We start from the raw sequence: 26,620 nt of genomic DNA, 5'->3' as shown, positions 1-26,620 counted from the left end.
AGGGCGGCGACGCGGAGCGTCGGCAACCGACGACAACGCCGCAGATGGGCGTGCCACACCCCCGCGTCCCAGGCAAGATCCACCGGACAGGCCCTGGTCCCGGCCCGTCCATCGTGTGCCCTGTGGTCAGCGCCCCCGGTGCATCAGGGCGCGGCGGTCCAGCGTCGCCGCGGTGGTGTTGACCACGGCCACGATGGCGAAGGCCAGGGCGAGGGCGTGGTGGCCGACGGCGTACAGCGCTGCCACGGCGGCGCCGAACACCAGCGCCTTCACGGTCAGAACTCCCGCCAGGGGAACGCGGATTCGCGCCTTGGGTGCCGCGAACAACCCCCACACGACGGCCGCCGACCCCGGTGCGGCGACGGCGAGCAGCAGGCGTACGGCCGTGTTCTCGCCGGTCCGGTACCCCCACCACGCGAGGACGGCCAGGGCGCACAGCTCAAGCAGGAACGCCGCTCCCTCGTTGAGGACGTGCAGGGGTCTGGGCAGCATCACGCGGTCCTTCCGTACGGTGGCGAGCCACGTAAGCAGAACGCGCCATTAGAACAGAACTCGCCATTCGAAGAGAACCCGTGCGCGAGGGTGGTTTCCGCCCCGGTGAGTCACCGAGGTGGGTGCAGGTGATTACCGTGTGTAGCGGCCGCCTGTGGGTCAGAGGAGGTTCTGGCTGCCGCTGCCGTACGGGCCGTACAGATCGAGCAGCCGGATGCGGGCCGCGTGGAGGCGGTGGGCCAGGACGCGGCCCACCCAGGAACCGATCGCGGCGGCGAACGCGGGGTCCTCGTCCATCATCGTCCGCACGGTCGCCGCGTCGAACTCGTGCGTACGGACCGGCGTCATCGCCTCGGCGCCCAGCTGCCACACGAAGGGCCGGAACATCCAGGACCAGCCCACCAGTTCACCGGAGCCCAGCTGCTCGATCACGGCGGGGCGCCGGCCGGGGATGTGCATGTCGAGCGTGATGGTGCCGGAGCGGACGATCCAGAACCGGTCGGCGTGGCCGCCTTCGTTGAAGATCCGCGTCCCGGCGGGGTGATTCACCTCGCGGGCGATGTCCATCAGGCGCTCACGGTATTCGGTCGGCAGCGCGGTGGTGATCGAGGGAAGCGAGGGGGTGCTCATGGACGGCCTCCTTGTTCTAGTCCCCTTTCAGTGTCACCCAGGGGGCGCTGATCTGCGGGCGGGGCGGACGGGGCGGGGGGTGATGGGGCGCGGTGGGTGTTTTCGGGGCCGGTCGGACAGGGGCGGAGGCGGTCGGAGGCACGCCGTCAAGTCGACCGGATCCCGAGGCACCGTGCATGGTCGCAGGCTCTACCGTGCCTTCGTCGGCCATATCCCTTCGAGGGGAGATTGACCCATGAGGAAGCGAAGGCGGCTCCGGCGGCCGGGATCTCTACGGTTGGCGGCCACCTGCGGCGCGGTCCTGTTGTTCGGGACGTCCACCGGCCTCGCGTCGGCCGACCCGGCCGACCGTACCCCTGGCGTACAGCGCAGTCCTTCCGCACACCGCACGGCGCAGTCGTTCGACTTCGACACCGGCAACGCCGCGTTCGACATGGTCTACCCGGCGCTCCAGCGGCAGGAGCGCTCGGCGATCTCGCGCGACGGCTCCGACATCACGCTCATCGTCGACTACGGCATGCTGCTGGAGATCTCCTGGTTCGACTCCATCGCGCCTTACCACGACACCGCGGTGGGCATCTACTCGAACCTGGGCCGCCGCCCGGCGGCCGAGCGCACCACCCGGAACCGGAACATCGCGGTTCTCTACGCGTCCTACCGTGTCTTCACCGCCCGTATCCCGCAGGCCGCGGCGGCCTGGCGGTCGATGATGACCTCGGTCGGCCTCGACCCCGACGACCACCGGGAGGACACCCGGACCGCGATCGGCCTCGGGAATCTCGCGGCCCGGCGCGTCATGGAGGCCCGCTATCACGACGGTATGAACCGGGAGGGAGACGAGGGCGGGAGCCATCAGGCGCCGTACGCGGACTACACCGGGTACGAGCCGGTCAACACGGTGTACGAGCTGCGCGACCCTTCGCGCTGGCAGCCGGCCCTCGTGCCCCGGGGCGACGGCACCTTCGAGGTCCAGAAGTTCGCGACCCCGCAGATGCGGCTGACCACGCCGTTCACCTATGACGACCCGGACCGGTTCCGGGTGCCCGTGCCGGTCGACAGCGACTACCGCAACCGGCGGGAGTACAAGCGGCAGGCCGACCAGGTCCTCGCTGCATCCGCTGGATTGACGGATCGTCAGAAGATGGCCGCCGAGATGTTCGGCGACAAGTTCATCGCGCTCGCGGAGGTCCCGGGGACGGCCGCGATCAAGGCCGGGCACCTGGACATCCAGGGGTTCGTGCAGTTCATCGCGACGATCGAGATCGCGTTGTTCGACACCACGGTCGTCGTCTGGAACGAGAAGACACGCTACGACACGGTGCGGCCGTTCAGCGCGATCCGGTATCTGTACGGCGACACACCGGTGACCGCCTGGGGCGGCCCGGGCAAGGGAACCGTGCACGACATCACCGGCAACCAGTGGCAGAGCTATCTGCCCGTCACCAACCACCCCGAGTACCCGTCCGGCTCGACCGCCGCCTGCTATGCGTACGCGCAGGCGGCGCGGCTCTTCCTCGGCAGCGACGAGATAGGCATCGCCATACCGCGGAAGGCGGGTTCGTCGCACATCGAACCGGGTGTCACACCGGCGAAGGACCTCACGCTCAGGTATGACACCTGGACCGACTACGCCGCGACCTGCGGCAAGTCCAGGGTGTGGGCCGGGGTGCACTTCCCGTCCGCCGTCAAGGCGTCGTCGCAGCTGGGCCCGCAGTTCGGCACGCGCGCCTACGAGTTCGTCCAGCGCCACATCGATCCGCAGCGCGCGAAGTAGGCCCCCCGGCCGGCACCGCCGTGGTGCGCGGCGGTGCCGACCGGTGGTCGCGGGGTGGGTCAGAGAATGCCGATGCTGTTGCCGCAGACGTTGATGGGGATGTTGATCGGGATCTGGAAGAGGTTGCCGGAGAGGAAGCCGGGGGAGTCGGAGACCCTGCCGAAGGCCTCCGCGCCGCCGTCCTCGTTGCGGCACGTCGTGCCCGACTCGTCGAAGCGGTTGCGGTCGCCGTAGCTGTGATGGTCCCGGCGGTCCCGGTCGCGGTCGCCATAGCTGTGGTGGTCGCGACGGTCGCGGTCGTCGCGGTCCCCGTAGCCGTGGTGGTCGCGGCTGTGATGGTTGCGCTCGTCGCCGTAGCCGTGGTGGCCGGGGCCGTCGGCGGCCAGGGCGGGAGCGGCGAAGCCGACGGACAGGGTGGCGCCGACGAGGGCGGAGACGAGGTACTTCTTGGGGTTTGTCATATAAAAAGGAAAGGGGAGGCGTGGTGTCGGGGTGGGTAGCGACACCACAGATACACCCGTTTGTCCGAGTATTGATACAAGCCGCTCCGATGCGGCCCGGACGTTCTTGCTCCAGCTCGACGAGTCCATGACACTTGGGACTTCGGGAGCGGGGCCGATGGTGAGCCCGACGTATGACCAGGGAGTGGCATGAGCGGCGTGATCGAAGTCGCGGTGGTGACCAGCGATGCCGGGCTTGAGTACGACGTCGATCTCCCGCTGATAGTGGACGCCCTGCGCGCGGACGGGATGGCCGCACAGGCGGTGACATGGGACGCGGAGCACGGGGACTGGGGGCGGTTCGACCTGGCGGTCATCCGCTCCACCTGGGACTACGCGGAACGCCACGACGAGTACCTGACCTGGGTGGACACCGCGTCCCGTGCCACCCGGCTGTGGAATCCGGCGCCGGTGGTGCACTGGAACAGCGACAAGCGGTATCTGGTGGAGCTCGCTCGGCGCGGGGTGCCCGTCGTACCGACGCGGTTTCTCCCGCCGGGCGAGGCGCTCGGCGCGGAAGCCTTCGACCAGGCCGACGGTGTGGTGGTCAAACCGGCGGTGTCCGCCGGAGCGCGTGACACCGCGCGCTACGAGCCCGGCCGGCACACGGATGCGCTGGGACACGCGCGGATGCTGCTCGATCAGGGGCGCGCGGTGCTCGTCCAGCCCTATCTGCCCTTGGTGGAAGAAGGGGAGCGGGCGCTGGTCTTCTTGGCGGGGGCGTTCAGTCACGCGATCCGCAAGGGACCGGTGCTGACCGAGGCCGGAGTGATCGACAACGCGCGGGTGCCGCACCCGGGTGTCGCTCCGTACGAGCCGACACAGGCGGAGCTGCGCGCCGCGCGGGCGGCACTGGCGGCGGTTCCTGCGCCGGGCGATCTGCTCTTCGCCCGGGTGGATCTGGCGCTGGGCGAGAACCGGCAGCCGGTGGTGATGGAGCTGGAACTGATCGAGCCGAATCTCTTCCTTGATACGGACCCGCGAGGGCTGGAGCGTTTCGTCGAGGCCGTGGCAGCCGAGAGCCGCAGAACTCGGGCATAGCCACCGGCCACTGGGAATTTGGGGGCGGAGTTGCCCGGTGGTGAACACTTCCTGGCCGAATCGGCGACGGAGGAGGTCGCGCGGAGACTTACGGGACAGGGCTGGATGTTCGTGAACGGCGACCGTTTCGCGCTGGGAAAAGCCTTCTCGCGATTTCGCGCCGACTCCCGTGACACCTGGGAGTCATTGCCCGCCGACCCTTACGCGCCCCCGGACACCGGGCGGTACCGGTGCTACGGCCGACTGCTGTGGCAGGCGGATGCGCGGGCGGGCCGGTTCCGGGGCCGACTGCTGCGCGCCCCGCATCTGCCTTACCACCAGAAGGCGGAGGTCAACGCCCTCGCGGGCGGCATCGACCGTACGTTCGCGCCGCTTCCCGAGCACATCAGCGGCAGCGCCCTGGTGCGGCGGCTGCTGCGCTTCGACCTGGCCGCGGCCGGGGCGCGACACGGGCTCTGGGAGGTGGACATGCATATGGTGCGGATCGCGCCGGGCCCCGGCGGTCTTGGCCGGCCCGCGCCGGAGGGGGTGCATCGCGACGGCTTGGACGCCATCGCCATTCACCTGATCGAGGCGAGCGGGGTCGAAGGGGGCGTGAGTGGCGTATTCGATGACGAGGGGCGGGAATTGGGGCGCGTACGACTGACGCACCCACTGGACTCGCTCCTGGTGGACGACCGTCGGCTGAGGCACTTCACCACGCCCGTGCGACGTCGGCACACTGTCGTCGCGCCCGGTCCGTCGCGGGGCCGACGTGACGTACTGCTTGTCGGTATGCGGCGCTCGACGGGAGTGGACGGGCCGACCAGCGGCAGTCGTCGCGACGATTGATCCACCCGGGTCCCTCTGGCCTCAACTCGCGTCCGCCCGGCGGAAACACGGCCGGTGCACCGGTGGGGAGCTGCTAGCCTCTGCGTTCTCCAGGGCACCCCTCGCCGAGACCTCGGCCCCGCATGCCCGGACTCCCTTCTTGCCACCCGCAGCCCGGACGGAACGCGCTTGTGCATGAGAATCCCCCGACGTCGGCCAGTGAGCACGCAGCGGCAGAGCGAGCCTTCCGCCGTTTGGGGTCCGTATACGAAACGTATGGCGCCCAGGACCGGCAGACGCTGATCGACTGTCTCAACCAGGGCCTTGAGCTGGCCCATGAACGCCGACTCGGCCTGGGCTGGCTGGTGGACGCGGCGTACGGCTTCACGGCGGACCACGTCTGGGAAGGGACGCTGCGCCCACGGGTGCCGGGGGTGGCGGGGGACCGCGATGTTCCGCCGACCACCGCCGGGCAGGCGCTCGCCCTGGCCCTGGTGGCCGTGGTGGAGCGCCAGCACACCCACCGCCGGGTGACACAGAGCGTCCTGCGACGGTGTCTGGACGCGGATCTGCTGAGCGGCGACGCGTATGACCTGGTGGCTTACTTCCATGCCGAGTGTGCCCGTGACCTGGGCAGACTCACCGAGTCGGAGTCGGAACTGCGGGCGCTGGCGGCTGGTGGGGGCAAAATCGCCGACACCGCCATGAAGGGCCTGATCCATCTACGGCGACGGGCCGGGCGGTTCCGCGCCCTTCAACAGGATCTGGAGTCACTGCCTGCGACGCCTGTCCGGTCACGGCTCGCCGGGGATCTGTGGTGGACGCAGGCGTGCTTCGACCGTGCCGACGAGTGCTATCTGGCCGCGCGCGACCTGGCCCGGTCCCGGGGAGCGGCGGGTGAATCCGCCCTCTCGGAAGCCTGCCGCGCTTTCGCGGCCGGGTTCGGGAGTCCCGCGCATGCCGCGCGGACGGTGGAGTCGGCGCGGGAACTGCTCACCGCCGTGGACATCACCTGGGCCGAGCTTCAGGTCACCCTCGCCGCACTTCTCATGGACGCTGGAAAGGCGAACGCGGGAGCGGACGACGAAATCCATGCCCGCTGCGATGAGGTGGCCGCCAAGTCCCGTTCGGCCGGGCTGAGTTCGAGCGCCGCGTACGCCGAATTGGCCCGGGCCTTTCACGCCGCCGTGCGGCGCGACCAGGAGGCGATGAGCGTCGCCCGTGGAAACCTCGCCGCGCAGGTGGATTCCGGCCAGTTCGGCTATCTGCTGGAAATCATCGACTTCTGGCTCCCCGAGCGGGCGCCGCACGGGCAGGCCGGGCCGGTGTCCGACTGGATCGACTCGGCGCGGAACACGGCGGGGCGCTGGCGCGACGTCGTCGAACGACGCAGGGCACTCCTCGCCGGCCCCCACCCGTGATCAAACCTGTCCACCCCTGTCTATCCCTGTCCACCCCTCACCATCCGTGCCCACCCGGGCCACACCCACCACGAGGAGTTCCGCTCACCATGGCCCGCTACACCACGCTTGAGTCCGACGATGTCCAGCGTCTGTGCCAGGGCTACGAGTTGACGGTGCATCAGGTATCACCGCTCAACGGTGGAATGGCCAACTCCAGCTACCTGGTGTCCTGCCTCGAAGGCCCGCACGTACTGACCGTCCTCGACAACCACAGCGCCGAATCGGCGCAGTCCCTGGTGCGTCTGCTGCATCACCTCAGCGGTGAGGGGGTGTCGACCCCCGCTCCTTTGACGAGGTCCGACGGCACGTCCGTCACGGGACACGAGGACCGTCCGGTGATCGTCAAGCCCTATGTGTCCGGCCGGTGTCATGACGTACTGCCCGTTGAGCTGCTTCCCGCGGCGGGCGCGGCGCTGGCCGCCGTTCACGGGCTGCCCGTCGACGGTGTGCCGGATGTGCCGCTGTACGGGCGTCGGCTGCCCGCCGATGCCCGGCAGCGCTGTGCCACCTTCCCCGACCGGGAGTTCGCCGCCTGGCTGACCGCCGCGTGGCGCGGTGTCGACCACGTGACCTCGCGGGAGGTGAAGCCCGTCCTGGTGCACGGTGACCTCTTCGCCGACAACATCGTGGTCGGTGAGGACGGTGAACTGGTCATCCTGGACTGGGAGACGGCCTCGTTCGACGACCCGCTCATCGACCTGGGCATGGCCGTCGTCGGGCTGTGCCGCGTGGGTGCGGAGTTCCACGCACATCGCGCACGCCGACTCGTGGAGGGGTACGCGCGGGCCGCCAAGGACACGGAGATCGACCCCGCCGACCTGCTCGACGCGGCGGTCTACGCCTCCGTGGTGATCGCCTACCACCGCTACGTACGCCACCACCTCACCCACCCCGACCCGGCCAACCACCACCTCTACCGCGAGATCCCGCCGTTCATCGACCAGATGCGCCGCGAGTGGGCCGAGGTCATGACGCCGTCAGCCGACCTGGCCCCGCTACCGCAGGTCGGATGATGTGACGGGGGCGTTGTTGCCGTCCCTGAGCGGCGTGAGCGCCATGTCCGCGAGGCCCTGGGAGATGGCCCCTTCGGTGGCCAGCTTCTGCACCGCTTGGTTGATGTCGGCCGTGATGGGCGTCATGGCACCGTTGGACTGGAAGCTGGGATCGAAATTTGCTCCGATACCGCTGTTCGTCCGCCCGTCGCCGGCTCGGAGATTACGTCCGTTGTTGGATATTTCGGAGACGACGTTCTTGAAGTCCCTGTCGTTCGGGTTCATGCACAGGTTCTCCAGTGCGCCGAGGACGTTCATGGTCATGGTGGAGGGGACGCAGGCCGACACGAAATCGAAGACGGCCTGCGACATGCCTTGCGGAATCCCGTTCGGCCCGTAACCCCGGTAGGTTTCACCGATCGCTTCCACGATGTGGCCGATGAAGTGATCGGACAGTCGGTGGTTCCGGGACATGGCGTCCCCATTGCGGTCCGAGCCCACTACTTCATTGCGGAAGTTCGCCCCGAGATCGTCATCGTAGTGGTTCGTGCCCGGGAGCTGGGCAATTCGGTTCGCCGCGCGGGGAGATGTGGGGGCGGGGTAGTTGGCCGCGCCTTGGTAGCTCAGCATGTCGCGCGTGGTCTTCTTGCCGATGTCCTTGCGGTTGTAGGCGTCCATCAGCGGTCCTCCCTGTACGCGTTGCACGGGCGTATCAGGGGACGGCGGCCGCGGTGCGCTGCCGCCGCTTTCGATGTGCTGGACAGCGGGCGCCGCGGACATCACCCGGGTGGCATTCGCCTCCGCCTCGCGCTCGAAGCGGTCGGCGGGGTCGCTGACCGCCAGGCCGTTACCCGTTTGCGCCGCCCAGTGCTCGGGTGCCTTCCGCCACCGAGTCCACGAACGTGACCATCTCCATGTGGTAGCCGCTCTTGCGCGGGTCGGGGAAGCGGATGTGATGGCGGCGGTAGCGGTGGAAGGCGATGATCAGCGCCGCGTGGGTGATCTCCATGGGCAGGTCGGCGCGGTCGGCGTCGGACAGCGGGGCGACCTGCTCGTAACCGCTCACCAGCGCGCGCAGCCGTTCCGGCGCGAGCAGCCCCGCCTCCCGCCCCACACCGACCGCCGCCGCCCCCAGATCGAGCAGCGGATCGTCGAGGGTGAGGGTCTCCCAGTCTAGGAGGGAGAGGCCGCCGTCGGTGCGTACCACGATGTTGTCGTCGAAGAAGTCGCCGTGCACGACCCTGCGTGTACGCGGGTTGGCGGCCTCGGCGGTGTGGACGTGATCGAGGTGGGTGGTGAGCCAGGCGGCGAATTCCTTGTCCGTGAACTCCGTTATCAGCGCCTGGTGTTGAGGGGTCAGCCGCCGGGTGCCGACCGGGATGTCCGCGAGGCCGGGTGACGCGGGTGGCAGTGCGTGGAGTTCGGCGAGCATACGACCCGCGGCGGGCAGGTGCGCCAGGGGCAGGGGTTGGCGCACGGTCCCTTCGATCCACTTCTTGAGGACAGCTCCACGGCCGCGCAGCCTGGTGATCGGCGCGCCGTCGACGGTCGGGACGACCTCGCTGGTGGGCACGCCCAGCAGGAAGAGCGCCTGGGTGTGCGCCGCGAGCCGCCGTGCGCCCGCGGTGTCGTGGTTGTCGAGGATCGTCAGGACGTAGCTGCCGGACGCCGCCGTGACGCGGAAGCTGGAGTTGGCGGCGCCACCCGGCAGCGGGGCGAGCCGGATCGGGCCGAGCCCGTAGTGGTAGGCGACGGCGGACAGGTCGATGTCGTCGAGCTTGGTGTAGGTCGCCATCGGGCTCATTCCCCCCTCACCGCACGCGCGGCGGCTTCGCGGCGCCGGTCCTGCACGATGGCCGTCCAGCGCGCCCGCACCTGCGGCCGGCCGTCGAGCCACTGGGCCCGGGGCAGATCGGCGGGCGGCTCCTCGTCGGCCATCAGATACGAGAGCTCGGCCAGATACGCGAACTCCTCACCCCGTACGCACGTACGCAGCCGGGCCCGGGCGTCGGCGAGCTGATCGGGGTGTCCCAGAACGGCGGCGTGCAGGCATACCGCGAGGCGCAGATACGCGACGGACGAGGTGAGACCCGCCTCGTGCGCCTGCGCGAGCAGGTCGTCGGCCCGCTCGGGCAGATCCGCGGCCACCCCCGCGTCCCGTATCAGGGCCGCGATGTCGTTCTGGACCTCGGCCCAGCGGATGGAGACCCCCGCGAGCATGTCCTCGGCCCGGGCGATCTGTTCGGCCGACCGGGGCCGGTCCTGGAAGGCGGCGGCGTAGGCCAGACAGGCCTGGCACAGCGCCGCCTCGCCCGGCTGGCCCGCGCGCAGCGCCTCGTCACGGGCGGCGGCGTACGCGGAGCAGGCGAGCCCCATGCTGCCCTGGGTCCACCACAGATCGCCGAGGACCCGGTCGCGCCGGCCCTCGGGGCCCAGCGCCTCGGCGGCGGTACGGACGTGCCCGAACCGGCCGATGCGGCGCGCCAGATGCACCAGACCCCGGGCCGCCGTGGGGGCGAGGTGCCCGCCGGCCTCGGCGACCTGCCGCATCCCTTCCAGCGACGCGTCGAAGTGGCCCAGGTCGCGGTCGCATTCGGCGAGGAAGTACCGGGGCAGCTCCAGGAGTTCGGCGGGCAGCTGTCCGCCGGCGAGCACGGTGCGCAGCTGCTCGGCGGTCTCGCCCCGGTGGCGGCGCTGGCGCCGGGCGATCACCGAGAGCGTCACGGCGAGCGCTTCGGCGGGGCTGTCGATGCCCGGGGGAGCCGTCCCGGCGGCGGCCGGTAACTCGATGGGCTCCCAGACGAAGTCGTCCACATACCGGAACGCGGCGTCGGCCAGCCACGCCAGGTCCAGCTGGTAGTCGCGGGCCAGCCGCAGGCCTTGGCGCAGGGCGGCCACCAGGCGCGGCCGCTCGCCCGTGGTCTGGGAGCCCAGAGCGTCGAAGGTGCGGCGCGCGGCACGGCGCCAGTCGGCGGCGCTCCACCGGTCCTCGCTGGTGCAGTCCGCCTCGCGCACGGCGTCGCGTACGAGATCGTGCAGCCGGTACGGCCAGGGCGCGCCGGGGTCGCTGTCGACGAAGGGCCGCTCGACCAGGTCGAGCGCGGGCGCGTCGTGATCGAGTCCGGCGGAGGCGGTGGCCAGCTCGACCGAGAACGAGTCGAGCAGGCTCACCGTGCGCAGCACCCGCCGCACATCGGCGGTGAGGTCACGGAAGGTGCGCGCGACCAGGGCGGGGAAGTCGAGGTTGAAGTCGGCGGGTGCGGGAGCGCGGCCGTCCCGCCGGTAGAGGTCCAGGAACCGCATGACGGCCAGATCGAGGTAGAGCGGCAGGCCGTGGGAGTTGGCGGTGATCAGTTGACGGGTGTGGTCGTCTATCAGCGGGCTGCCGCCCAGGGTGAGCCGATGGCACAGATACGTCTCGCAGTCGCCTGCCGAGAGGTATCCCACCGGGTGCTGGCGCGGATCCTCCTCGGAGCCCCCGGCCAGCAGCGGCCAGTACTGCGGGCCCGCCCAGTCCAGCTGTCCCTCCAACTGCGGGTCGTCCCACGGGAGTCGGTTGCGGCCGGTGACGATGAACAGCGCGTTCGGCATCAGCCACACCACGCGCTGGATCAGCCGCTCCAGATCCCGGTGCACCCGGCTGCCGACGTCCTCGAAGGTGTCCAGGAGCACCACGAGCAGCGCCCGGTTGCGGGCGGACACCCGGCTGAGGTCCCAGGCCAGCAGATGGGCGTAGTAGCTCAGCGCCTCCAGGTCCGGATCGGCCTCAAGGAGGTCGGCGAGGCGGCGGCAGTCGGCCAGGGCGCGGACCTGGCGCCGGTGCTCGCGCAACCCGCGCACCACGGCGCGCAGTCCCTGCCCCACCAACGCGCCCGCTGTGCCGGGCAGTTGGAGTGCCTGGGCGACATCGGAGAGGGCGGACTGCATCTGGTGGGGCATCGACCGGGTCGCGGGAAAACGGCTGAACCACGTACGCCGCCGTAAGTACTCCTCGATCGGCTCACCGGGGTGGTTGCGCTCCCAGTACCGCTGGAAGGCGAGGTCGAAGGTGGGCATCGGCACGCCGAGCTCCGCCACGGCGAGCCGCAGGGCCAGGATCAGCGCCTCGAAGTCCGTACCGGCGTCCCGCGCCAGATCCACCCGCACCGGAATGACCGGTCCCACCTGCGGATCCAGCGGCGGCCAGTTCGCACTGTGGGCCCCGGCGTCCACCAGGTGCTCCGCCACACCACGGGAGAGCGTGGACTTGCCGATGCCGCCCACGCCGTAGAAGACCAGCACGTTGCGCCTGGGTGTCTCCAGGTCCTGGACGTCGAAGGCGGGATCGTTCACCCACCGTATGTGGCGGGCGAGACTGGTGGCCACGGTGACCCATTCGTCACGCCGGTCGGCGAAGAAGTCGACGGCCCGTAACTCCCGGTCGTTGGACCGGAACAGCGCACGCAGATCCGCCCGTGAAGACACCGCGACTCCCCACCCCTAGGTCGCCCAACTCACCTAGGGCAGCAGGGTGATGACGCTTAGTCAAGCGGGTTCCGGGCATCGGTGGCGGAGGGGGAATCCCCGGCCGGACGCTCGGCCTGCCGTTCGGCCGCGCGGACCCGCTCGGCGAACGCGCTCGCGGTCAGGCGCTCGGCCACGACGTCGTGGTCGGCGGCCAGCTTGTCGGCCGGTTCGGGCGACGCCTCGTCCAGATCCAGGACGAGCAGCGCGGCGCCGTCCGGGACCCGGGCGCTCAGCACGATCAACCCGGCCAGGTCGTCCTGCTCGCGCTGCGCCTCGGCCACGTTGCCGAGTGCGGCCCCGGCCGTGATGCCGAGCAGCACTCCGAGCGGGCCGCCCAGCAGGCCGATGAGGCCGCCCACCACGCCCGTGCCGACGGTGGGCACGCCCGCGCCGCGCACATGGTTGTCCGGCACGTCCAGTACGCCGTCCGCCGAGCGCTCCAGGACCGCGGCCTGGCGCAGCCCCGGCAGCTCCTTGGCCTGCGTGAACGCGGACCGGCACCGCGCCGGGTCGGCGAACGGCAGCAGGACGACGTGATGGCGGTCGCTCATGGACTCTCCCGGCGGCGGTCGAAGCGGGGTCACAACGGCGGTCGAGGCGGCGCTCGAAGCGTCACCGCCCAGCATCACACCCGGCGTGTGCCCGCGCACACGGACGTAAATGCACGCGTGTTCGAATATCGGGCAAGCTGGCCCATGCGAGCGATCTTCCGCGCGTCGGCGGGCCGGTTGGTGGGTCCTGGGCGCTCAACCGTTTCTGCTGGCGGGGTCCGCTGTTCGCGTCCACGTAGATCGGAGAGCCTGTGCCGAACCGCGCCCGCGCAAGAGGCCTGCTGGTACGGCTTGCGGTGGTGACGGCCGTGGCCGGTACGCCGCTGGTGGCGGCCTGGCCCGGTGCCGCCGTTCCGCTGCCCCCGCCCCTGGGTGCCTGTTCGGGCCCGCAGTGTCCGGGCGTGTACCCCCCACCGCACAACGGTGACTTCGTCGGGAGGGACGCCTCGATCAACGTCTTCGTCGGCGGCGACTACCAGGTGCAGGGCCGGGCCGCCGAGGTGGAGGGCCAGGTCGTCACGCTCGGCAGTCTGAGCATCGCCAAGAACGGCGGCGGCGCGTTCAACATGAGCGTCGTCGGGGTGGGCTCGCGGGTGGTTCCGCCGGACGGCACGGACTTCGTCACGGTCGGCAAGGGCGTCTCGGTCGCGGCCGGCAACACGCTCTACCTCGGCGGCTCCGACTCGAAGACCACCGCATGGGGCAATCTTCGGTACGGCACGACCGCCACCGGGACGATCAGTATCGCCCCGACCGGCAAGGCGATCCACGACAGCGACGCGGGCGCCAAGTACGCCGGGCTGCGGCCGGTCATCGAGCGGTTCTCGCACTGCATGGCCGAGCAGACCGCCACCGGAACGGTCACCTCGGCCTTCGGTACCGTCACGTTCAAGGGCGACGGCACCAGCAAGCGCCAGGTGTTCAACGTCCCCGGTGACCTCGGCGGGCCGACGAGCCAGGTGGGCCTGACCTTCACGGGCATCCCGGCGGGCGCGACCGTGATCGTGAACATGCTCTCGGCCTCCCCGCTCATCAACACGTACACCGGTACGGGCCTGGCGGGCGATCAACTCACCGGGCTGCGGCCGAAGTTGATGTGGAACTTCCCCACCTCGACCACGGCGAGGATCACCGGCGGCGCGCAGTTCCAGGGCTCGATGATGGCGGGAAACCCGTCCGGCACCACCACGATCTCCACCCCGGGCATGAACGGCCGGGTCTACCTGGCGGGGAACCTGGTCCAGGAGGGCTCGGGCGGCTATGAACTGCACAACTACCCGTTCGACGGGGACCTGCCGACGTGCGACGAGCCGCCGCCCGTCCTCGGCCACATCAGCGTGACCAAGAAGGCGACCGACACCGGCCGGCCGCTGCCGGGTGCGGTGTTCCAGCTGTGGCGGGAGTCGAACGGCGAGGCGGGGTTGCAAACCGGCGGGGCCACACCGGACACGGCGGTCGGCAGCGCCTGCACCTCGGGCGCGGACGGGGTGTGCCGGGCCGCCGATCTGCCGCTGGGCTCGTACTACTGGCAGGAGACGAAGGCGCCGAACGGCTATGAGCTGCCCCGGCCCAATGTGTCGGGCCCGCACCAGCTGACCGCCGACAACGCCGAGCGGGGCGTCGCCGTCACCGTCGAGGACGCCCCGGTCCCGCCGGTCCACGGCGCCATCCACGTCCTCAAGACGGACGACACGACCCACCGGCCGCTGCCGGGCGCGGTGTTCGAGCTGTGGCGGGAGACCAACGGGCGTCCGGGCCTGCAGACGTCCGGCCCCGGCGCCGACACCAGGACCGGCCCCGCGTGCGCGACGAACGACATGGGAAGGTGCGACTTCGACGGGCTCGACCTCGGTACGTACTACGTCCGGGAAGTCGCGGTGCCCGAGGGGTATGTGCTGCCCGGTGAACCCGTCGCGGGTCCGTATGTCCTCACCGCCGAGAACGGGCCCGAGGGCATCGAGCTGCGGCTCACCAACAAGCGCGGCGAGCCGGACAAGGGGAAGGGCAAGGGCGGCCCGCGTCGCTGACCCGGCCCGGCTCGTATCGGTTCATGGCGGCCCCGGTCCGTACGCGCACAGCGTGTACGGACCGGGGCCGTCCGCCGTCCTCGTGATCCGTTGTACGGGCATACCGCCACCCGGATGGCCCCGGGCACCCGGCGACAGGTGCCCTGCCGTGCTCGAATGGCGCCAGGGCGCCGGTGCCTGGACGCTGTCGCCGCATCCAGCGACCCGGAGCACGTGATGATCACGCTCATACGCAGCCGCCTTCGCCAGACGATCTCCCTCGGCCTTTTCGCCGCCCTGGCGATCGGCCTGACCGCCGAGTCGGCGTCGGCCGCGCCCTCGACACCGGCCTCGGCGCCGCCCGAGCCCGCGTGCACGGCGGACACCGGCCCGTATCAGTGGCAGCTGGAGCAGTATCTGAAGCTCCCCGCCGACGGCCGTCAGTCGCCCGCCGACTGCGCGGCGATCCGCACCTTCCAGGCGCACAACGGCATCGTCCCGGCCGACGGCTACGCGAGCCTGGCCACGTACCGTACGACCTTGGTGATCGAGGAGCACCGCGCCCCCAACAAAGCCGGGAAGTGTCCCCGGCGCGAGGACCGGATCGTCTGCGTCGATCTGGAGCGGCAGCTCCTGTGGGTGCAGCGCGACGGCCGGGTGATCTATCCGGCGGTCGCGGTCCGCAGCGGCCGCTGGGGGCAGCAGACCCGCGACGGATGGCACGAGATCACCGAGCGCCGCATCGACGACCACTCCGAGCTCTACGACAACGCGCCCATGCCGTACGCCCAGTACTTCTCGGGCGGCCAGGCCTTCCACGGGGTGTACGGCGACCTCTTCAACGGCGGCGGGTCGGCGGGCTGCATCAACCTCCGGCTGAGCGATGCCCAGCGGCTCTGGAACACCATCGAGATCGGCGACGCCGTCTTCATCTGGGGTCAGAAGCCGGCCACCGGGACCGTGCGCAGCGCATCCGCCGCGCATCGCTGACTGCGCGGGGCCAGAGAGGGCCCGGTGGTGGAACGGATCCTCGCGGATGCTTATCTATACCGGTGCACACCCCTGCGTGGTGCTGCCCCCGGGCCGGGGTGCCCGGGTGAACAACTGGCAGAGAGCGTCACTGATTTCATGGGTCTCACGAGCGGCAAGGTTCTGGCTCTGGCCGTGTTCGGCGCGATGGTGCTGTTCGCGGTCACCGTCTGGCTGTGGCCGAACCTGGCACGGAACACCTGGCGGGCCATTTTGGGAAGGGTGGGGCTGATCCTGTCGGTTCAGCTCCTGGTGTTCGCCTCGGTGGGCCTCATCGCCAACAACACCTTCCTGTTCTACGGCTCGTGGGCGGATCTCCTCGGTCACCAGGACGGCGTCGGGGTCATGGGCAACCAGGCCGCCGGCCCGGACGTGAAGCTCATCGCCAAGCAGAAGGTCGACGTCCCGGGTGGCGGAACACCCCACTTGGGCGGAGAGATCCAGAAGGTCATGGTGCACGGCGAGAAGTCCCGGATCGCCAGCCCGGCCTATGTGTATCTGCCGCCGGAGTACTTCCAGAAGGCGTACGAGGGCAAGAAGTTCCCCGTGTCGGTGGTGCTGACCGGGTTCCCGGGCACCGCCGAGAACCTGCTCAAGGGGCTGCGTTATCCGAAGACGGCCTGGATGCAGGCCAAGGAGAACAAGATGCAGCCGATGATCCTGGTGATGATGCGGCCGACCGTGGTGCCGCCGCGCAACACGCAGTGCATCGACATCCCGCACGGCCCGCAGACCGAGACGTTCTTCGCCGCCGATCTGCCGCGGGCGATCTCCGCCAACTACCGGGTCGGCACCAAGCCGCGCAACTGGGGATTCATCGGCGACTCCACCGGAGGCTACTGCGCGCTGGCGGTGGCCCTGCACCACCCGGAGAAGTACGCGGCCTCGGTGGGCCTGTCGGCCGACTACAAGCCCGAGATCGACATGGACTCCGGTGACCTCTTCCACGGCAACAAGCGCGAGGAGCACCGGGCGGACCTGCTGTGGAGCCTGGACCATCTGAAGCAGGGCAACTCGTCGTTCCTGGTCACCACGTCCAAGAAGGGCGAGGGCAACTACGGGGCGACGCAGAAGTTCATCGCGAAGGTGAAGGCCCCCGCCCGGGTCTCCTCGATCACCCTGGAGACCGGAGGGCACAACTTCAACACCTGGCGCCGGGAGATCCCGCCCGCCCTCGACTGGCTGAGCAGCCGGCTCAGCGCGAACTGAGCGCGGCCGCCGGGCGGTTGGGCGGCCGTCCGGGCGGGACTCAAGCGGCGCGGGCCGCCCGGCGGTAGCCGCCGGGGGCCTCGCCGTACTCCCGCTTGAACGCCTTGGCGAAGGCGTACTCGGAGCTGTAGCCGGTCTGCGCGGCGACCGCGGTCAGCGGGGACTCGGACTCGCGCAGCAGCCTGGCGGCGGTCGTCATGCGCCACCGGGTCAGATAGGCCATGGGCGGTTCGCCCACGAGTGCGGTGAAGCGGCGGGCGAACGCCGCGCGGGACAGGCCCGCCCGGTCGGCCAGTGCCTCGACCGTCCACGGGGTCGACGGTTTCTCGTGGATGGCGGCCAGCGCCGGCGCGACGGCGAAGTCGCCGAGCGCGGCAGCCCAGCCCGCGGCGGCCGCGGGCGGCTGGTCCTCGAACCAGGCACGCAGGATGTACAGGAGCAGCGAGTCGATGAGTGCCGGGACGATGCCCGTCGATCCGATGCGCGGGTTCTCCAGCTCCGAGCCGAGGAGCTGGACCGCCGCGCTCAGCTCCGGGTGCCGCCCGTGCCGGGTGGGCAGGTGGATGATCTCGGGCAGCTGTCGGACCAGCGGATGCGGACGGCCCTGGTCCAGGTGGTAGTTGCCGCACAGCAGGCTGGTGCGCGGGCCGTCGCCGCCGAGGGTCACCGTGCCGATCGGCGTGCTCGGCCGGTACTGGCCGGGGCGCTCCACCTCGGCCGGGGTGCTGGGGTGGTCGGCGAGGATGTGGCCGCGACCGTCCCGCAGGAAGATCACGTCGCCGGCACTGAGGGCGATCGGCTCGGTGCCGGGCGCGTTGTCCAGCGGGATCAGCCAGCACGTTCCGTACAGCACCACATGGAAGCCGGCGCCCATGACCGGGGGGAGGCGCAGTCCCCAGGGAGCGCGGCCCTCGGTGCGCACGGAAGCGGGCTGCCCCGTCCGCATCGAACTCAGTGCCTCGGTCAGGATGTCCAACGCCCGCCCTCTCTCCCCATGCCCCGCGCCACCCCACCTGCGGTCTCGCCAGTGGATCCACCCTAGGGCCTGTCCGGTGGATCTTGCCTGGGACGTGGGGGTGTGGCACGCCCATCTGCGGCGTTGTCGTCGGTTGCCGACTCCCCCAAGCTCTCGGCTCCGCTCGACCAAGGGGCACCCCCACGCGTCGCCGCCCTCCTCCGCCTTGCAGCATTGGGGTCTCCCCTGCTCGAACGAAGTTGAGAGCTTGGGGAAGCACCACACCCCCGCTCACCAGCACCGAAACGGCGGCCCAGACCGAAGGCGGCCAGATCCACCGGACAGGCCCTAGGGCCTCACCGGCCGTCACTCGGCGACAGTCAGGACGACCTTGCCCTGGACCCGGCCGGATCCGACCAGCTCATGGGCCTTGGCGGCGTTGCCGAGCGGGAACGTCTCGCTGACGTGCGGGCGGATGGCGCCCGCGTCGATGAGCGCGGCGATGGCCTCCAGGGAGGCGTAGTCGGGCTCGACGGAGACGCCCGCGAAGCGCCGTCCGGCGGCTTCGACCTGGGCGGCGAGCTCCTGGTTCGCGTGCTCCATGATGGTGACGAGGGTGCCGCCGGGCCGCAGTATCTTCAGGGAAGCGGTGCCCTGCGAGGAGGAGTCGAAGACGACGTCGAGGTCGCGCACCGCCTCGGTGAGGTCGGTGGTCCGGTAGTCGATGACCTCGTCGGCGCCCAGTTCGCGCAGGAAGTCGTGCTTGGGCTCGCCGGCCAGGGCGATGACATGGGCGCCCCGGGCCTTGGCGATCTGGACGGCGAAGTGGCCGACGCCACCGGCCGCGCGGTGGATCAGCACCCGCTGCCCCTCGCCGATCCGGGCCGCGTCGACCAGGCCCTGCCAGGCGGTGAGCGCGGCGAGCGGGACGGCGGCGGCGTGGGTGTGGTCGATGGTGGCGGGCTTGCGGGCCACCTGCCGCGAGGGGACGGCCACGTACTCGGCGTAGCCGGTGGCGGCGCGCGGGAAGAACGGCATGCCGTACACCTCGTCGCCCGGCTTGAAACGGGCGCCCGGACCGGCCTGCTCGACGACGCCGGAGATGTCCCAGCCGACACCGAACGGCGGCTCGCCGAGCAGCGGGAACGCACCCGAACGCACGGCCACGTCCACGGGGTTGACGCCGCTCGCGTGGACGCGGATCAGGACCTCACCGCTGAGCGGGGTGGGGCGCTCGGTCTCGACGGTCTCCAGGACCTCGGGGCCACCGAAGGACTTCTGGACGACTGCGCGCATCGAAGACATGAGAGAGCTTCTTTCTTGGGGGTCTTGGGGGGCTTCCGGTTGGACCGGCCCGTTGATCCGGGCCGGTTCCTCATGTCCTTCAGCCTAGGAAGATCGAACGAGCCGATGAATATCTCTCTGTCTCCGGAGGATGTCCGAGCGTCTCGCCGGATGTGCGGGCGGGGGAGGTGCGGGACGCCGCGCGGTACCGACGCTCCGTAGGACGGGGAGTCGCACGACGGAGCCAAATGGTCAGCTGGGAAAGGATGTTGGCGAGGTACTGTTCGGCGTGCGCGGAGCTGTACCACGGGTATCCGAGGGAAAGAAGGCGGATCATGGTTTTGTCGACGTCCAGCCCTGTCACCCTGCACATCAACGGCGAGAAGCACACCCTGTCCGTCGATCACCGCACCACACTGCTCGACGCCCTGCGCGAGCGCCTGGATCTCACCGGGACGAAGAAGGGGTGCGACCAAGGCCAGTGCGGGGCCTGCACCGTACTGATCGACGGGCGCCGGGCCGTCTCCTGTCTGCAGTTGGCGGTCGCCGCCGAGGGGCGCGAGATCACCACGATCGAGGGAGTCGCGGACGGCGACCGGCTGCATCCGGTGCAGCAGGCGTTTCTCGACCTCGACGGGTTCCAGTGCGGCTACTGCACACCGGGCCAGATCTGTTCGGCGCTCGCGGTGATCGAGGAGCATGCCGCGGGCTGGCCGAGCGCCGTGACCGCCGACCTGAGCCCGGAGGCGGCGACGGTGCCGCTGAGCGCCGAGGAGATCAGGGAGCGCATGAGCGGCAATCTGTGCCGCTGCGGTGCGTACGTGTCGATCGTCCAGGCCGTCGCACGGGCGGCGGCCGAGAGCGAAGCGAACCCACCCGGCGTCCATGCTGCGGCGCGGGTCGTCGGTGAGGAGGCGTCGGCATGAGGGAGTTCGGCTATCGGCGCGCCGTCGACGTACCCGGCGCGGTCGCGCTGCTCGCCGGAGAGCCCGACGCGCGCTTCCTCGGGGGCGGCACCAACCTCGTCGATCTGATGAAGGCGGGGGTGGAACGCCCGGGGCTCCTCGTCGACGTACGGGACCTGCCGCTCGACCGGATCGAGGAGACGGACGACGGCTCGTTGTGCATCGGCGCGACCGTCACCAACAGTGATCTCGCCGCCGACCCGCGGGTCCGCTGCCGCTATCCCGCGCTGGCACAGGCCGTGCTGGCCGGGGCCTCCGGGCAGCTGCGCAACATGGCCACCGTCGGCGGGAACCTGCTCCAGCGCACCCGCTGCGGCTACTTCACCGACCTCTCCCGCCCCTGCAACAAGCGTGTCCCCGGCAGTGGTTGCGCGGCCGTGGCGGGGGAGCACCGCAACCACGCGATCCTCGGCGCCTCCGAGCACTGTGTGGCGGTGCACCCCTCCGACATGGGGGTGGCGCTCGCCGCGTTCGACGCGGTCGTGTCGTACGAGACGGCGGACGGGCCCGGCGAGGTGCCGCTGGACGCCTTGTATCCGCCCGTCGGCGCCACCCCGCACCTGGAGAGCGCGCTCCCGCTCGGCGCGCTGATCACCGGGGTCACCCTGCCGCCCGCCCCGCTCGCCGCCCACTCCCGCTACCGCAAGGTGCGCGAGCGGGCGTCGTACGCGTTCGCGATCGGCGCGGTCGCCGCCGCGCTGGAGGTACGGGACGGCCGGGTGCACGACGTACGACTCGCCTTCGGGGCGGTCGCCTCACGCCCGTGGCGGGCCCGGACGGCCGAGCGGGCGCTGATCGGCGGACCGGCGGGCGCCGAGACGTTCGCGGCCGCGGCCGACGCCGAGCTGGCAGCAGCCGAGCCGCTGCCCGACAACGGATACAAGGTGACCTTGATGCGCAATCTCGTGGTGGCCGTACTGACCGAGCTCACCGAGGAGGCCGGCCGATGACCACCGTGACCGGAACCGCCGTCACCGGGGCCGTGGGCACCGCCCGCACACGTCTGGAGGGCGTGGACAAGGTCACCGGAGCCGCCCGTTACGCGGCCGAGGTGCCGTTCGCCGAACTCGCCCATGGCTGGCTGGTGTTGTCCACCGTGGCCCGCGGCCGCATCCGCGCGGTGGAGGCCGACCCGGTCCTCGCGATGCCCGGCGTCCTCACCGTGCTGCACCATGCCAACGCGCCCCGTATCGCCGCCGACTTCGCGGGTCTGCTCGGCCGCCCCGACCCCGTCGTCGGGGTCTTCCAGCACGACCGCGTCCCCTACCTCGGCTGGCCGGTGGCGCTGGTCGTCGCCGAGACCTCCGAGCAGGCCCGGGAGGCCGCCGAGGCGCTGGTCGTGCGGTACGAGGAGGAGCCGCACGACGTGGCGTTCCACGCCGGACGCCCCGGTACGTACACACCGCAGACCCCGGAGGCCACCGCCGAGAAGGGCGACGTCGAGGGCTCACTGGCCGCCTGCGCGGTGCGGGTGGACGCGCGGTACACGACGCCGGAGGAGCATCACAGCGCGATGGAGCCGCACGCTGCCACGGCCCGGTGGGACGGCGGGCGGCTGGAGGTCTTCGACTCCAACCAGGGCAGCAAGTGGGTGGCGGACGACCTCGCCAGGCTGTTCTCCCTTGACGCGGCCTCCGTGCGCGTACGGTCCGAGCACATCGGCGGCGCCTTCGGGGCCAAGGGGGTGCGCCCGCACCAGGTGTGCGCGGTGATGGCCGCGACCGTGCTGCACCGGCCCGTCCGGGTTGTTCTGACTCGCCGTCAGACGTTCTCGCTCATCGGCTACCGCAGCCCCACCGCACACCACGTCAGGCTCGGCGCCGACGCCGACGGACGGCTGCGCGCCTTCGAGCACGAGGCCCAGAACCTCACCTCCACCGTGGCGGAGTTCGTGGAGTACAGCGCCGGGGTGGGGCGGGTGATGTACGACGCCGAGGCGCATCGCACCGTGCACCGGGTGGTGGCGCTCGACGTGCCGACACCGACCTGGATGCGCGCGCCCGGCGAGGCGCCCGGCTCCTTCGCCGTCGAGTCCGCGCTCGACGAACTCGCCGAGAAGTGCGGTCTGGACCCGATCGAACTGCGCGCCCGCAACGAACCGGTCGTGGGGCCCGTCAGCGGGCTGCCGTTCAGCACCCGCAAGGTGCTCGGCTGCCTGCGCGAAGGTGCCCGCAGGTTCGGCTGGGCGGACCGCGATCCGCGCCCCGGCGTGCGGCGCGACGGGCGCTGGCTGCTCGGCACCGGCACGGCCGCGTCCACCTACCCGTCCGGTGTCCTGCCTTCCACTGCGTCCCTGACGGCGGAGGCGGACGGCACCTTCACGGTGCGGATCAGCGCGGCCGACGTCGGCACCGGCGCGCGGACCGCGCTGGCCCTGGTTGCCGCGGACGCCCTTGAGGTCACGCCGGACCGGGTCCAAGTACGCATCGGGGACAGCGACTTCGGCCCCGCGTGGGTCGCCGGTGGCTCGGCGGGCACCCGCTCGTGGGCCTGGGCGGTCATGGCGGGGGCGCGCGAGCTGCGCGAACGGCTGGTCCCCGGAGGATCGATCCCGCCCGAGGGGATCACCGCGCGGTCGGACACCGCCGAGCTGGTCGGCGCGCTGGCGAAGAAGGAGCGCCACTCGTTCGGCGCCCAGTTCGCCGAGGTCGCCGTGGACATCACCACCGGCGAGGTACGCGTACGGCGCATGCTGGGCATCTTCGCGGCGGGCCGGATCGTCAACCCCCTCACCGCACGCAGCCAGTTCATCGGCGGCATGACCTGGGGCATCTCCATGGCCCTGCACGAGGAGGCGGTCCGGGACCCGGCGTCGGGCGGCCATGTCTCCCCGGACCTCGCGGGCTACCACATCGCGGCCAACGCCGACGTCCCGCTGATCGAGGCGGACTGGGTGGACGATCCCGATCCGGACGACCCCGTCGGGATCAAGGGCATCGGCGAGATCGGCGTGGTGGGATCCGCAGCGGCCATCGCCAACGCGGTGTGGCACGCCACGGGTGTACGCCACCGCCACCTGCCGATCCGGCCCGACCGGGTCCTGGCGGCGGGTGCCGAAGGTGATCCCTCGGCAAAGGCGGGGGGTGACGCTACGCATTCGGCGTAGGAGCGGTGGCTGAGGTGGTGGTCGTGCCGCACGGTGTGGACCAAGGAGAGCGGTGTCGTGTCCCGTCTCCCTGATCTCCCTCGTCGATCAATCGACCTATCGAACAGGAGAACCATCTCTGATGCGTGCCACATGGACCGCTGCCGCCCTGGCCGCAGCTCTCAGTCTGACCTCGGTCGCCTCGGCCGCCGCCGTCGCGCTTCCCGGTCCGGACACCCCGCGCCCGGTCACGGCCCCGCCCACGCCCGCGGCGCAGCCCGCGGCGGCGGTCCCGTCGATGCCGGCCATGCCCGCGATGCCGTCGATGCCCGCGTCGACGGTGAAGGATCCGGTTGCTCCGCCGAAGGCACCGAGCCCATCGGTTTCGCCGAGCACCGCGCCGTCGTCGTCGGCGGCCGTCGACGACGGAGGAGGAGGGGGTGTGGGTGGGCTGCTGTCGATCGTGACGGGGTTGCTGAACACCCTCCAGGGTCTGGTCGGCGGCCTCCTCGGGATCCCCGATATCAAGTTGCCCCCGCTTCCCGTGCCGGGTGCGGACGACCACGCCGGGACGACCCGGCATGTTCCGGCGGACACCGTGGCAGAGCTGCGCAAGACGATCGACGCGCTGCGCGCCGCCGAGGCCGCCGCCCGTACCGCCCAGTAGTCACGCCATGGCCGGGCCCGGGGCGGGAGCGCAGCCGCCCCGGGCCCGGGGCGCCCCGGGTGCTCCGGGTTCACCGGTAGTTGAGCTCGGCGAGGTTGGTGGCCAGGTTGCGGCGGAACGCGGGGACGCGGCCGAGCACGGGGAGAACGGTGTTGCGCAGGGCCCGCAGCGGTCCGGTGGCGGTGGAGATCCGGGTCATCCGGTCGGTGAAGGCGACCACCTGCTCGGCGACCGGGCGCCGGCGTGCCTCGTACTCGTCCAGCGTGCCGGTGGCGAAGGCGCGGCCGAGGAAGTGGGCGTCCTGGATGCCGGTGTTCATGCCCTGGCCGCCGGCCGGGCTGTGCACGTGGGCGGCGTCGCCCGCGAGCAGGAGACGGCCGGCCCGGTAGTGGTCGGCGACCCGGTGGTGGACCCGGAAGCGGGATGACCACACGAGATCGGTCACCTGGGCCTGGCCGGGGGCGCGCTCGTCGAGCAGGCGCTGAACGAAGGCGAGGTCGGGCTCGGCCGGTGCCTCGTCGACGGTGGTGACCACCCGGTAGCGCTCGCCCGGCAGCGGGGCGACCACGAAGAGCCCGGCGGTGCCGAAGACCAGGGACACCTCCTCGGGTCCGGGAGCCCACTTCATGGCGACGTCCGCGAGCACGAAGGACTCGCCGTAGGAACCGCCGGTGAAGCCGATGCCCGCCGCGTCGCGGACCACGCTGTGCATCCCGTCCGCGCCGACCGCGTACGCGGCCCGAAGCCGCTCACCGGTGCTCATGGTGACGGTGACTCCGTCCGCGTCCTGCTCGACGGCACTGACCTCGTACGGGCGGTGGACGTCGCCGCCCAGCTCGCGCAGCCGGGCCAGCAGGACGGCCTCGGTCTCGTACTGCGGTGTCAGCAGGGTGTACGGGTATCGCGTCGCGAGGCCGTCGAAGGGGATGGTGAGCAGGTGGTGGGCGCCGTCGCGCACGGTGAAGCGGGTCAGCCGCAGCCCCCGGGCGATCAGCGCGTCGGCGGCGCCGAGCTCTTCCAGGACCTCCAGGGTGCGGGCGTGCACCACTCCGGCACGGGAGGTGTTGGCGCCCTCGGCGAGGCGGTCGAGGAGGACGAAGTCGATGCCCGACTGCGCCAGGGTGAGCGCCAGGGCCAGGCCGGTCGGCCCGGCGCCGACGATGGCGACGTGCGTGGTCCCCGGGAGTGCGGTACCAGTCATGGTGGAGCCCCCTTCTGGTGTGCCAACGTGTGTTGGCCAACGCTTGTTGACAACGATGGACCCCGGACGATGGCGTGTCAACACTTGTTGGCCTACAGTTGTTGGTATGACGAACAGTGCCATGGCGAACAGCGCCGCGAAGGACAGTGCGGCGACGGGCAGTGCGACGGCGGACGGCGCGCCGTCCGCGCGGCGGTCGTCCGAGGTCACTCGGGCCGCCATCCTCCGCGCCGCGCGGGACCGGTTCGCGGCGCAGGGGTACGAGCGCACCACCATCCGGGCGGTCGCGGCCGACGCCGGGATCGACCCGTCGATGGTGATGCGCTACTTCGGCAACAAGGAACAGCTCTTCGACGCCGCCCTCACGATCGACCTGCGGCTGCCCGTGCTCACCGAGGTCGAGCCGAAGGCGGTCGCCGAGGTGATGGTGAGGCACTTCCTCGACCGATGGGAGGGGGACCCGTCCGACGACGCGCTCCTCGTGCTGCTCCGCTCGGCCGTGACCAACGAGGGGGCCGCCGAACGCCTGCACCAGATCTTCGCCTCCCAGGTCGCGCCCGCCCTGGCGGGCGCCCTCGGGCCCGATGTGGTGGTCCGGGGCGGCGGCCTGGTGGCGGCCCAACTGCTCGGGCTCGCGCTGACCCGGTATCTGCTGCGGCTTCCGGCGGTCGTGGCGCTGACGCGGGAACAGGTCGCCGAGACGCTCACTCCGGCGATCCAGGCCACCCTGGAGGGAGTGCTGCGCCACGAGGGGCGGGCCTGAACTCCCGCTCCGGGGGCGGAAGTTCGACGATATCGGCCCGAATCCCCTACTTGAAATCCGGCTGAATTACGCACTGTCACGGAGGTGAGAGGCGTCGGCGAGGTGGGCATCACGACTAGCAGGAGCTTTGCGAAATCGGTTCCTCTCCGTGCCTCGCCGATGTCACGGAGAGTAATAAATTCGGGTGCCGGGTGCGTCACGGCACGACAGTGTCTTGGGGAGAACAGGCAGGCTCTACGTGAGCACAGACGAACTCGCCTTCTCCGTGCGGAGTCGCACGGTCGGCGGGACCCTCATCATCGAACTGCGCGGCGAGTTGGACATCCTGGCGTACCACGAGTGCGCCGCGAGCCTACGTGAGCTCACCCCCCGGGACGCCCTCGACGTGGTGCTGGACCTGCGCCCGGTGACGTTCCTGGACGCCAGCGGCATCCGGCTGCTGCTGACCGTACGGGACGAAGTGGCCCGCCATGGCGGCACGTTGCGCCTGGTGCGGGCGGTTCCCCGGGTGTGGCAGGTGCTGCGCATCGTCCGTCTGGACACCGTCTTCACCTCGGTCGACGACCTCCCGCCGAGCCTGACGGAGATCGCCGCCGCGTAGGGGGAGGGTGAGCGTTCGGTGGCTCCAAACCGGCCATGAACGTGCGCGTCCGCGCCGGGTCAGCACTGCCACGTGCTGAAGCCAGTCGGGCTCGCC

24 protein-coding genes are annotated in these 26,620 nt (G+C 71.0%); 14 read left to right on the top strand and 10 right to left on the bottom strand.

Annotated elements, in window-relative coordinates; genetic code table 11:
- Positions 1-126: 126 nt before the first annotated feature.
- Positions 127-492 carry a YrdB family protein gene (locus ACGFRG_RS03105; protein WP_361417656.1) on the bottom strand — a complete coding sequence of 122 codons (366 nt, stop codon included), beginning with the start codon at positions 490-492 and terminating at the stop codon, positions 127-129.
- Positions 493-651: 159 nt separating this feature from the next.
- On the bottom strand, positions 652-1,122 hold the full coding sequence (locus tag ACGFRG_RS03100) for a cyclic nucleotide-binding domain-containing protein (RefSeq protein WP_361417653.1): 471 nt from the start codon (positions 1,120-1,122) through the stop codon (positions 652-654).
- Positions 1,123-1,399: 277 nt separating this feature from the next.
- Between ACGFRG_RS03100 and ACGFRG_RS03095 the strand changes: the two genes are divergently transcribed.
- Positions 1,400-2,896, top strand: a complete 1,497-nt coding sequence (locus ACGFRG_RS03095; protein WP_393260750.1) for a DUF6851 domain-containing protein — start codon at positions 1,400-1,402, stop codon at positions 2,894-2,896.
- A 59-nt stretch (positions 2,897-2,955) separates the two neighbouring features.
- Here the strand turns inward: ACGFRG_RS03095 and ACGFRG_RS03090 are convergent, their stop codons facing one another.
- Positions 2,956-3,357, bottom strand: a complete 402-nt coding sequence (locus ACGFRG_RS03090) for a chaplin (protein WP_393260747.1) — start codon at positions 3,355-3,357, stop codon at positions 2,956-2,958.
- Between the two features lie 189 nt (positions 3,358-3,546).
- Here ACGFRG_RS03090 and ACGFRG_RS03085 point away from each other — a divergent pair, with 189 nt between their 5' ends.
- From ACGFRG_RS03085 to ACGFRG_RS03070, 4 genes are all read left to right on the top strand, one after another.
- On the top strand, positions 3,547-4,437 hold the full coding sequence (locus ACGFRG_RS03085; RefSeq protein ID WP_361417643.1) for a hypothetical protein: 891 nt from the start codon (positions 3,547-3,549) through the stop codon (positions 4,435-4,437).
- 111 nt (positions 4,438-4,548) lie between these two features.
- Entirely contained in the window at positions 4,549-5,268 is a 720-nt protein-coding gene (locus ACGFRG_RS03080; protein WP_393260744.1) for a 2OG-Fe dioxygenase family protein, read from the top strand.
- A 233-nt stretch (positions 5,269-5,501) separates the two neighbouring features.
- A complete protein-coding gene (locus ACGFRG_RS03075; RefSeq protein WP_361417637.1) occupies positions 5,502-6,668 on the top strand; it encodes a hypothetical protein in 1,167 nt (388 codons plus the stop codon).
- Positions 6,669-6,757: 89 nt separating this feature from the next.
- Entirely contained in the window at positions 6,758-7,723 is a 966-nt protein-coding gene (locus tag ACGFRG_RS03070; RefSeq protein WP_393260741.1) for a phosphotransferase, read from the top strand.
- Here ACGFRG_RS03070 and ACGFRG_RS03065 read toward each other — a convergent pair.
- The 4 genes from ACGFRG_RS03065 to ACGFRG_RS03050 form a co-directional block, all read right to left on the bottom strand.
- Positions 7,706-8,380: a hypothetical protein gene (locus ACGFRG_RS03065; protein ID WP_361417631.1), complete on the bottom strand. Its 675-nt coding sequence runs from the start codon at positions 8,378-8,380 to the stop codon at positions 7,706-7,708. The genes ACGFRG_RS03070 and ACGFRG_RS03065 overlap by 18 nt on opposite strands.
- A gap of 169 nt (positions 8,381-8,549) precedes the next feature.
- Positions 8,550-9,497 (bottom strand): phosphotransferase, encoded by a 948-nt coding sequence (locus ACGFRG_RS03060; RefSeq protein ID WP_393260738.1) that lies wholly within the window; start codon positions 9,495-9,497, stop codon positions 8,550-8,552.
- A 5-nt stretch (positions 9,498-9,502) separates the two neighbouring features.
- Positions 9,503-12,166 carry an ATP/GTP-binding protein gene (locus ACGFRG_RS03055; protein WP_393260736.1) on the bottom strand — a complete coding sequence of 888 codons (2,664 nt, stop codon included), beginning with the start codon at positions 12,164-12,166 and terminating at the stop codon, positions 9,503-9,505.
- 56 nt (positions 12,167-12,222) lie between these two features.
- Entirely contained in the window at positions 12,223-12,759 is a 537-nt protein-coding gene (locus ACGFRG_RS03050) for a histidine kinase (protein ID WP_393260733.1), read from the bottom strand.
- A gap of 308 nt (positions 12,760-13,067) precedes the next feature.
- Here ACGFRG_RS03050 and ACGFRG_RS03045 point away from each other — a divergent pair, with 308 nt between their 5' ends.
- The 3 genes from ACGFRG_RS03045 (at position 13,068) to ACGFRG_RS03035 (ending at position 17,003) form a co-directional block, all read left to right on the top strand.
- Positions 13,068-14,786, top strand: a complete 1,719-nt coding sequence (locus ACGFRG_RS03045; protein ID WP_393260731.1) for a choice-of-anchor A family protein — start codon at positions 13,068-13,070, stop codon at positions 14,784-14,786.
- A gap of 216 nt (positions 14,787-15,002) precedes the next feature.
- Positions 15,003-15,755 carry a L,D-transpeptidase family protein gene (locus ACGFRG_RS03040; protein ID WP_393260729.1) on the top strand — a complete coding sequence of 251 codons (753 nt, stop codon included), beginning with the start codon at positions 15,003-15,005 and terminating at the stop codon, positions 15,753-15,755.
- Between the two features lie 138 nt (positions 15,756-15,893).
- Positions 15,894-17,003 (top strand): alpha/beta hydrolase-fold protein, encoded by a 1,110-nt coding sequence (locus tag ACGFRG_RS03035; RefSeq protein WP_361417613.1) that lies wholly within the window; start codon positions 15,894-15,896, stop codon positions 17,001-17,003.
- Between the two features lie 40 nt (positions 17,004-17,043).
- Here the strand turns inward: ACGFRG_RS03035 and ACGFRG_RS03030 are convergent, their stop codons facing one another.
- Together ACGFRG_RS03030 and ACGFRG_RS03025 are read right to left on the bottom strand one after the other, a co-directional pair.
- Entirely contained in the window at positions 17,044-17,979 is a 936-nt protein-coding gene (locus ACGFRG_RS03030) for an AraC family transcriptional regulator (RefSeq protein WP_361417610.1), read from the bottom strand.
- Between the two features lie 345 nt (positions 17,980-18,324).
- A complete protein-coding gene (locus ACGFRG_RS03025) occupies positions 18,325-19,254 on the bottom strand; it encodes an NADP-dependent oxidoreductase (RefSeq protein ID WP_393260836.1) in 930 nt (309 codons plus the stop codon).
- Between the two features lie 323 nt (positions 19,255-19,577).
- Here ACGFRG_RS03025 and ACGFRG_RS03020 point away from each other — a divergent pair, with 323 nt between their 5' ends.
- The 4 genes from ACGFRG_RS03020 (at position 19,578) to ACGFRG_RS03005 (ending at position 23,959) form a co-directional block, all read left to right on the top strand.
- Positions 19,578-20,168 carry a 2Fe-2S iron-sulfur cluster-binding protein gene (locus tag ACGFRG_RS03020; protein ID WP_361417607.1) on the top strand — a complete coding sequence of 197 codons (591 nt, stop codon included), beginning with the start codon at positions 19,578-19,580 and terminating at the stop codon, positions 20,166-20,168.
- Positions 20,165-21,157 carry an FAD binding domain-containing protein gene (locus ACGFRG_RS03015; protein ID WP_393260726.1) on the top strand — a complete coding sequence of 331 codons (993 nt, stop codon included), beginning with the start codon at positions 20,165-20,167 and terminating at the stop codon, positions 21,155-21,157. The genes ACGFRG_RS03020 and ACGFRG_RS03015 overlap by 4 nt, the downstream gene beginning before the upstream one ends.
- The gene (locus tag ACGFRG_RS03010; RefSeq protein ID WP_393260724.1) at positions 21,154-23,313 is read left to right on the top strand and encodes a xanthine dehydrogenase family protein molybdopterin-binding subunit; all 2,160 of its coding nucleotides are present in this window, start codon (positions 21,154-21,156) and stop codon (positions 23,311-23,313) included. The genes ACGFRG_RS03015 and ACGFRG_RS03010 overlap by 4 nt, the downstream gene beginning before the upstream one ends.
- A 121-nt stretch (positions 23,314-23,434) precedes the next feature.
- The gene (locus ACGFRG_RS03005) at positions 23,435-23,959 is read left to right on the top strand and encodes a hypothetical protein (protein ID WP_361417598.1); all 525 of its coding nucleotides are present in this window, start codon (positions 23,435-23,437) and stop codon (positions 23,957-23,959) included.
- 70 nt (positions 23,960-24,029) lie between these two features.
- On the opposite strand, the gene ACGFRG_RS03000 is transcribed toward ACGFRG_RS03005, so the two are convergent.
- Positions 24,030-25,160 (bottom strand): FAD-dependent oxidoreductase, encoded by a 1,131-nt coding sequence (locus tag ACGFRG_RS03000; RefSeq protein ID WP_393260722.1) that lies wholly within the window; start codon positions 25,158-25,160, stop codon positions 24,030-24,032.
- A 106-nt stretch (positions 25,161-25,266) separates the two neighbouring features.
- Between ACGFRG_RS03000 and ACGFRG_RS02995 the strand changes: the two genes are divergently transcribed.
- Together ACGFRG_RS02995 and ACGFRG_RS02990 are read left to right on the top strand one after the other, a co-directional pair.
- Complete coding sequence (locus tag ACGFRG_RS02995) at positions 25,267-25,923, top strand: TetR/AcrR family transcriptional regulator (protein ID WP_393260720.1); 657 nt, start codon at positions 25,267-25,269, stop codon at positions 25,921-25,923.
- Positions 25,924-26,161: 238 nt separating this feature from the next.
- On the top strand, positions 26,162-26,524 hold the full coding sequence (locus tag ACGFRG_RS02990; RefSeq protein ID WP_361417589.1) for an STAS domain-containing protein: 363 nt from the start codon (positions 26,162-26,164) through the stop codon (positions 26,522-26,524).
- Positions 26,525-26,620 lie beyond the last annotated feature (96 nt).

The sequence above is a fragment of the Streptomyces sp. NPDC048696 genome (assembly GCF_043198895.1).
Classification (GTDB): domain Bacteria; phylum Actinomycetota; class Actinomycetes; order Streptomycetales; family Streptomycetaceae; genus Streptomyces.
Note: the sequence above shows the minus strand (reverse complement) of the source record. Positions and strands in the feature narration are given on the sequence as shown.

Bases quoted from the DNA above. Each gene is read 5' to 3' on its own strand.
- ACGFRG_RS03035 (WP_361417613.1), top strand. From the start codon at position 15,894: ATGGGTCTCACGAGCGGCAAGGTTCTGGCTCTGGCCGTGTTCGGCGCG.
- ACGFRG_RS03025 (WP_393260836.1), bottom strand. From the start codon at position 19,254: ATGCGCGCAGTCGTCCAGAAGTCCTTCGGTGGCCCCGAGGTCCTGGAG.
- ACGFRG_RS03060 (WP_393260738.1), bottom strand. From the start codon at position 9,497: ATGGCGACCTACACCAAGCTCGACGACATCGACCTGTCCGCCGTCGCC.
- ACGFRG_RS02995 (WP_393260720.1), top strand. From the start codon at position 25,267: ATGACGAACAGTGCCATGGCGAACAGCGCCGCGAAGGACAGTGCGGCG.
- ACGFRG_RS03015 (WP_393260726.1), top strand. From the start codon at position 20,165: ATGAGGGAGTTCGGCTATCGGCGCGCCGTCGACGTACCCGGCGCGGTC.
- ACGFRG_RS03020 (WP_361417607.1), top strand. From the start codon at position 19,578: ATGGTTTTGTCGACGTCCAGCCCTGTCACCCTGCACATCAACGGCGAG.
- ACGFRG_RS03000 (WP_393260722.1), bottom strand. From the start codon at position 25,160: ATGACTGGTACCGCACTCCCGGGGACCACGCACGTCGCCATCGTCGGC.
- ACGFRG_RS03050 (WP_393260733.1), bottom strand. From the start codon at position 12,759: ATGAGCGACCGCCATCACGTCGTCCTGCTGCCGTTCGCCGACCCGGCG.
- ACGFRG_RS03100 (WP_361417653.1), bottom strand. From the start codon at position 1,122: ATGAGCACCCCCTCGCTTCCCTCGATCACCACCGCGCTGCCGACCGAA.
- ACGFRG_RS03090 (WP_393260747.1), bottom strand. From the start codon at position 3,357: ATGACAAACCCCAAGAAGTACCTCGTCTCCGCCCTCGTCGGCGCCACC.
- ACGFRG_RS03105 (WP_361417656.1), bottom strand. From the start codon at position 492: ATGCTGCCCAGACCCCTGCACGTCCTCAACGAGGGAGCGGCGTTCCTG.
- ACGFRG_RS03070 (WP_393260741.1), top strand. From the start codon at position 6,758: ATGGCCCGCTACACCACGCTTGAGTCCGACGATGTCCAGCGTCTGTGC.
- ACGFRG_RS03065 (WP_361417631.1), bottom strand. From the start codon at position 8,380: ATGGACGCCTACAACCGCAAGGACATCGGCAAGAAGACCACGCGCGAC.
- ACGFRG_RS03085 (WP_361417643.1), top strand. From the start codon at position 3,547: ATGAGCGGCGTGATCGAAGTCGCGGTGGTGACCAGCGATGCCGGGCTT.
- ACGFRG_RS03010 (WP_393260724.1), top strand. From the start codon at position 21,154: ATGACCACCGTGACCGGAACCGCCGTCACCGGGGCCGTGGGCACCGCC.
- ACGFRG_RS03005 (WP_361417598.1), top strand. From the start codon at position 23,435: ATGCGTGCCACATGGACCGCTGCCGCCCTGGCCGCAGCTCTCAGTCTG.
- ACGFRG_RS03040 (WP_393260729.1), top strand. From the start codon at position 15,003: ATGATCACGCTCATACGCAGCCGCCTTCGCCAGACGATCTCCCTCGGC.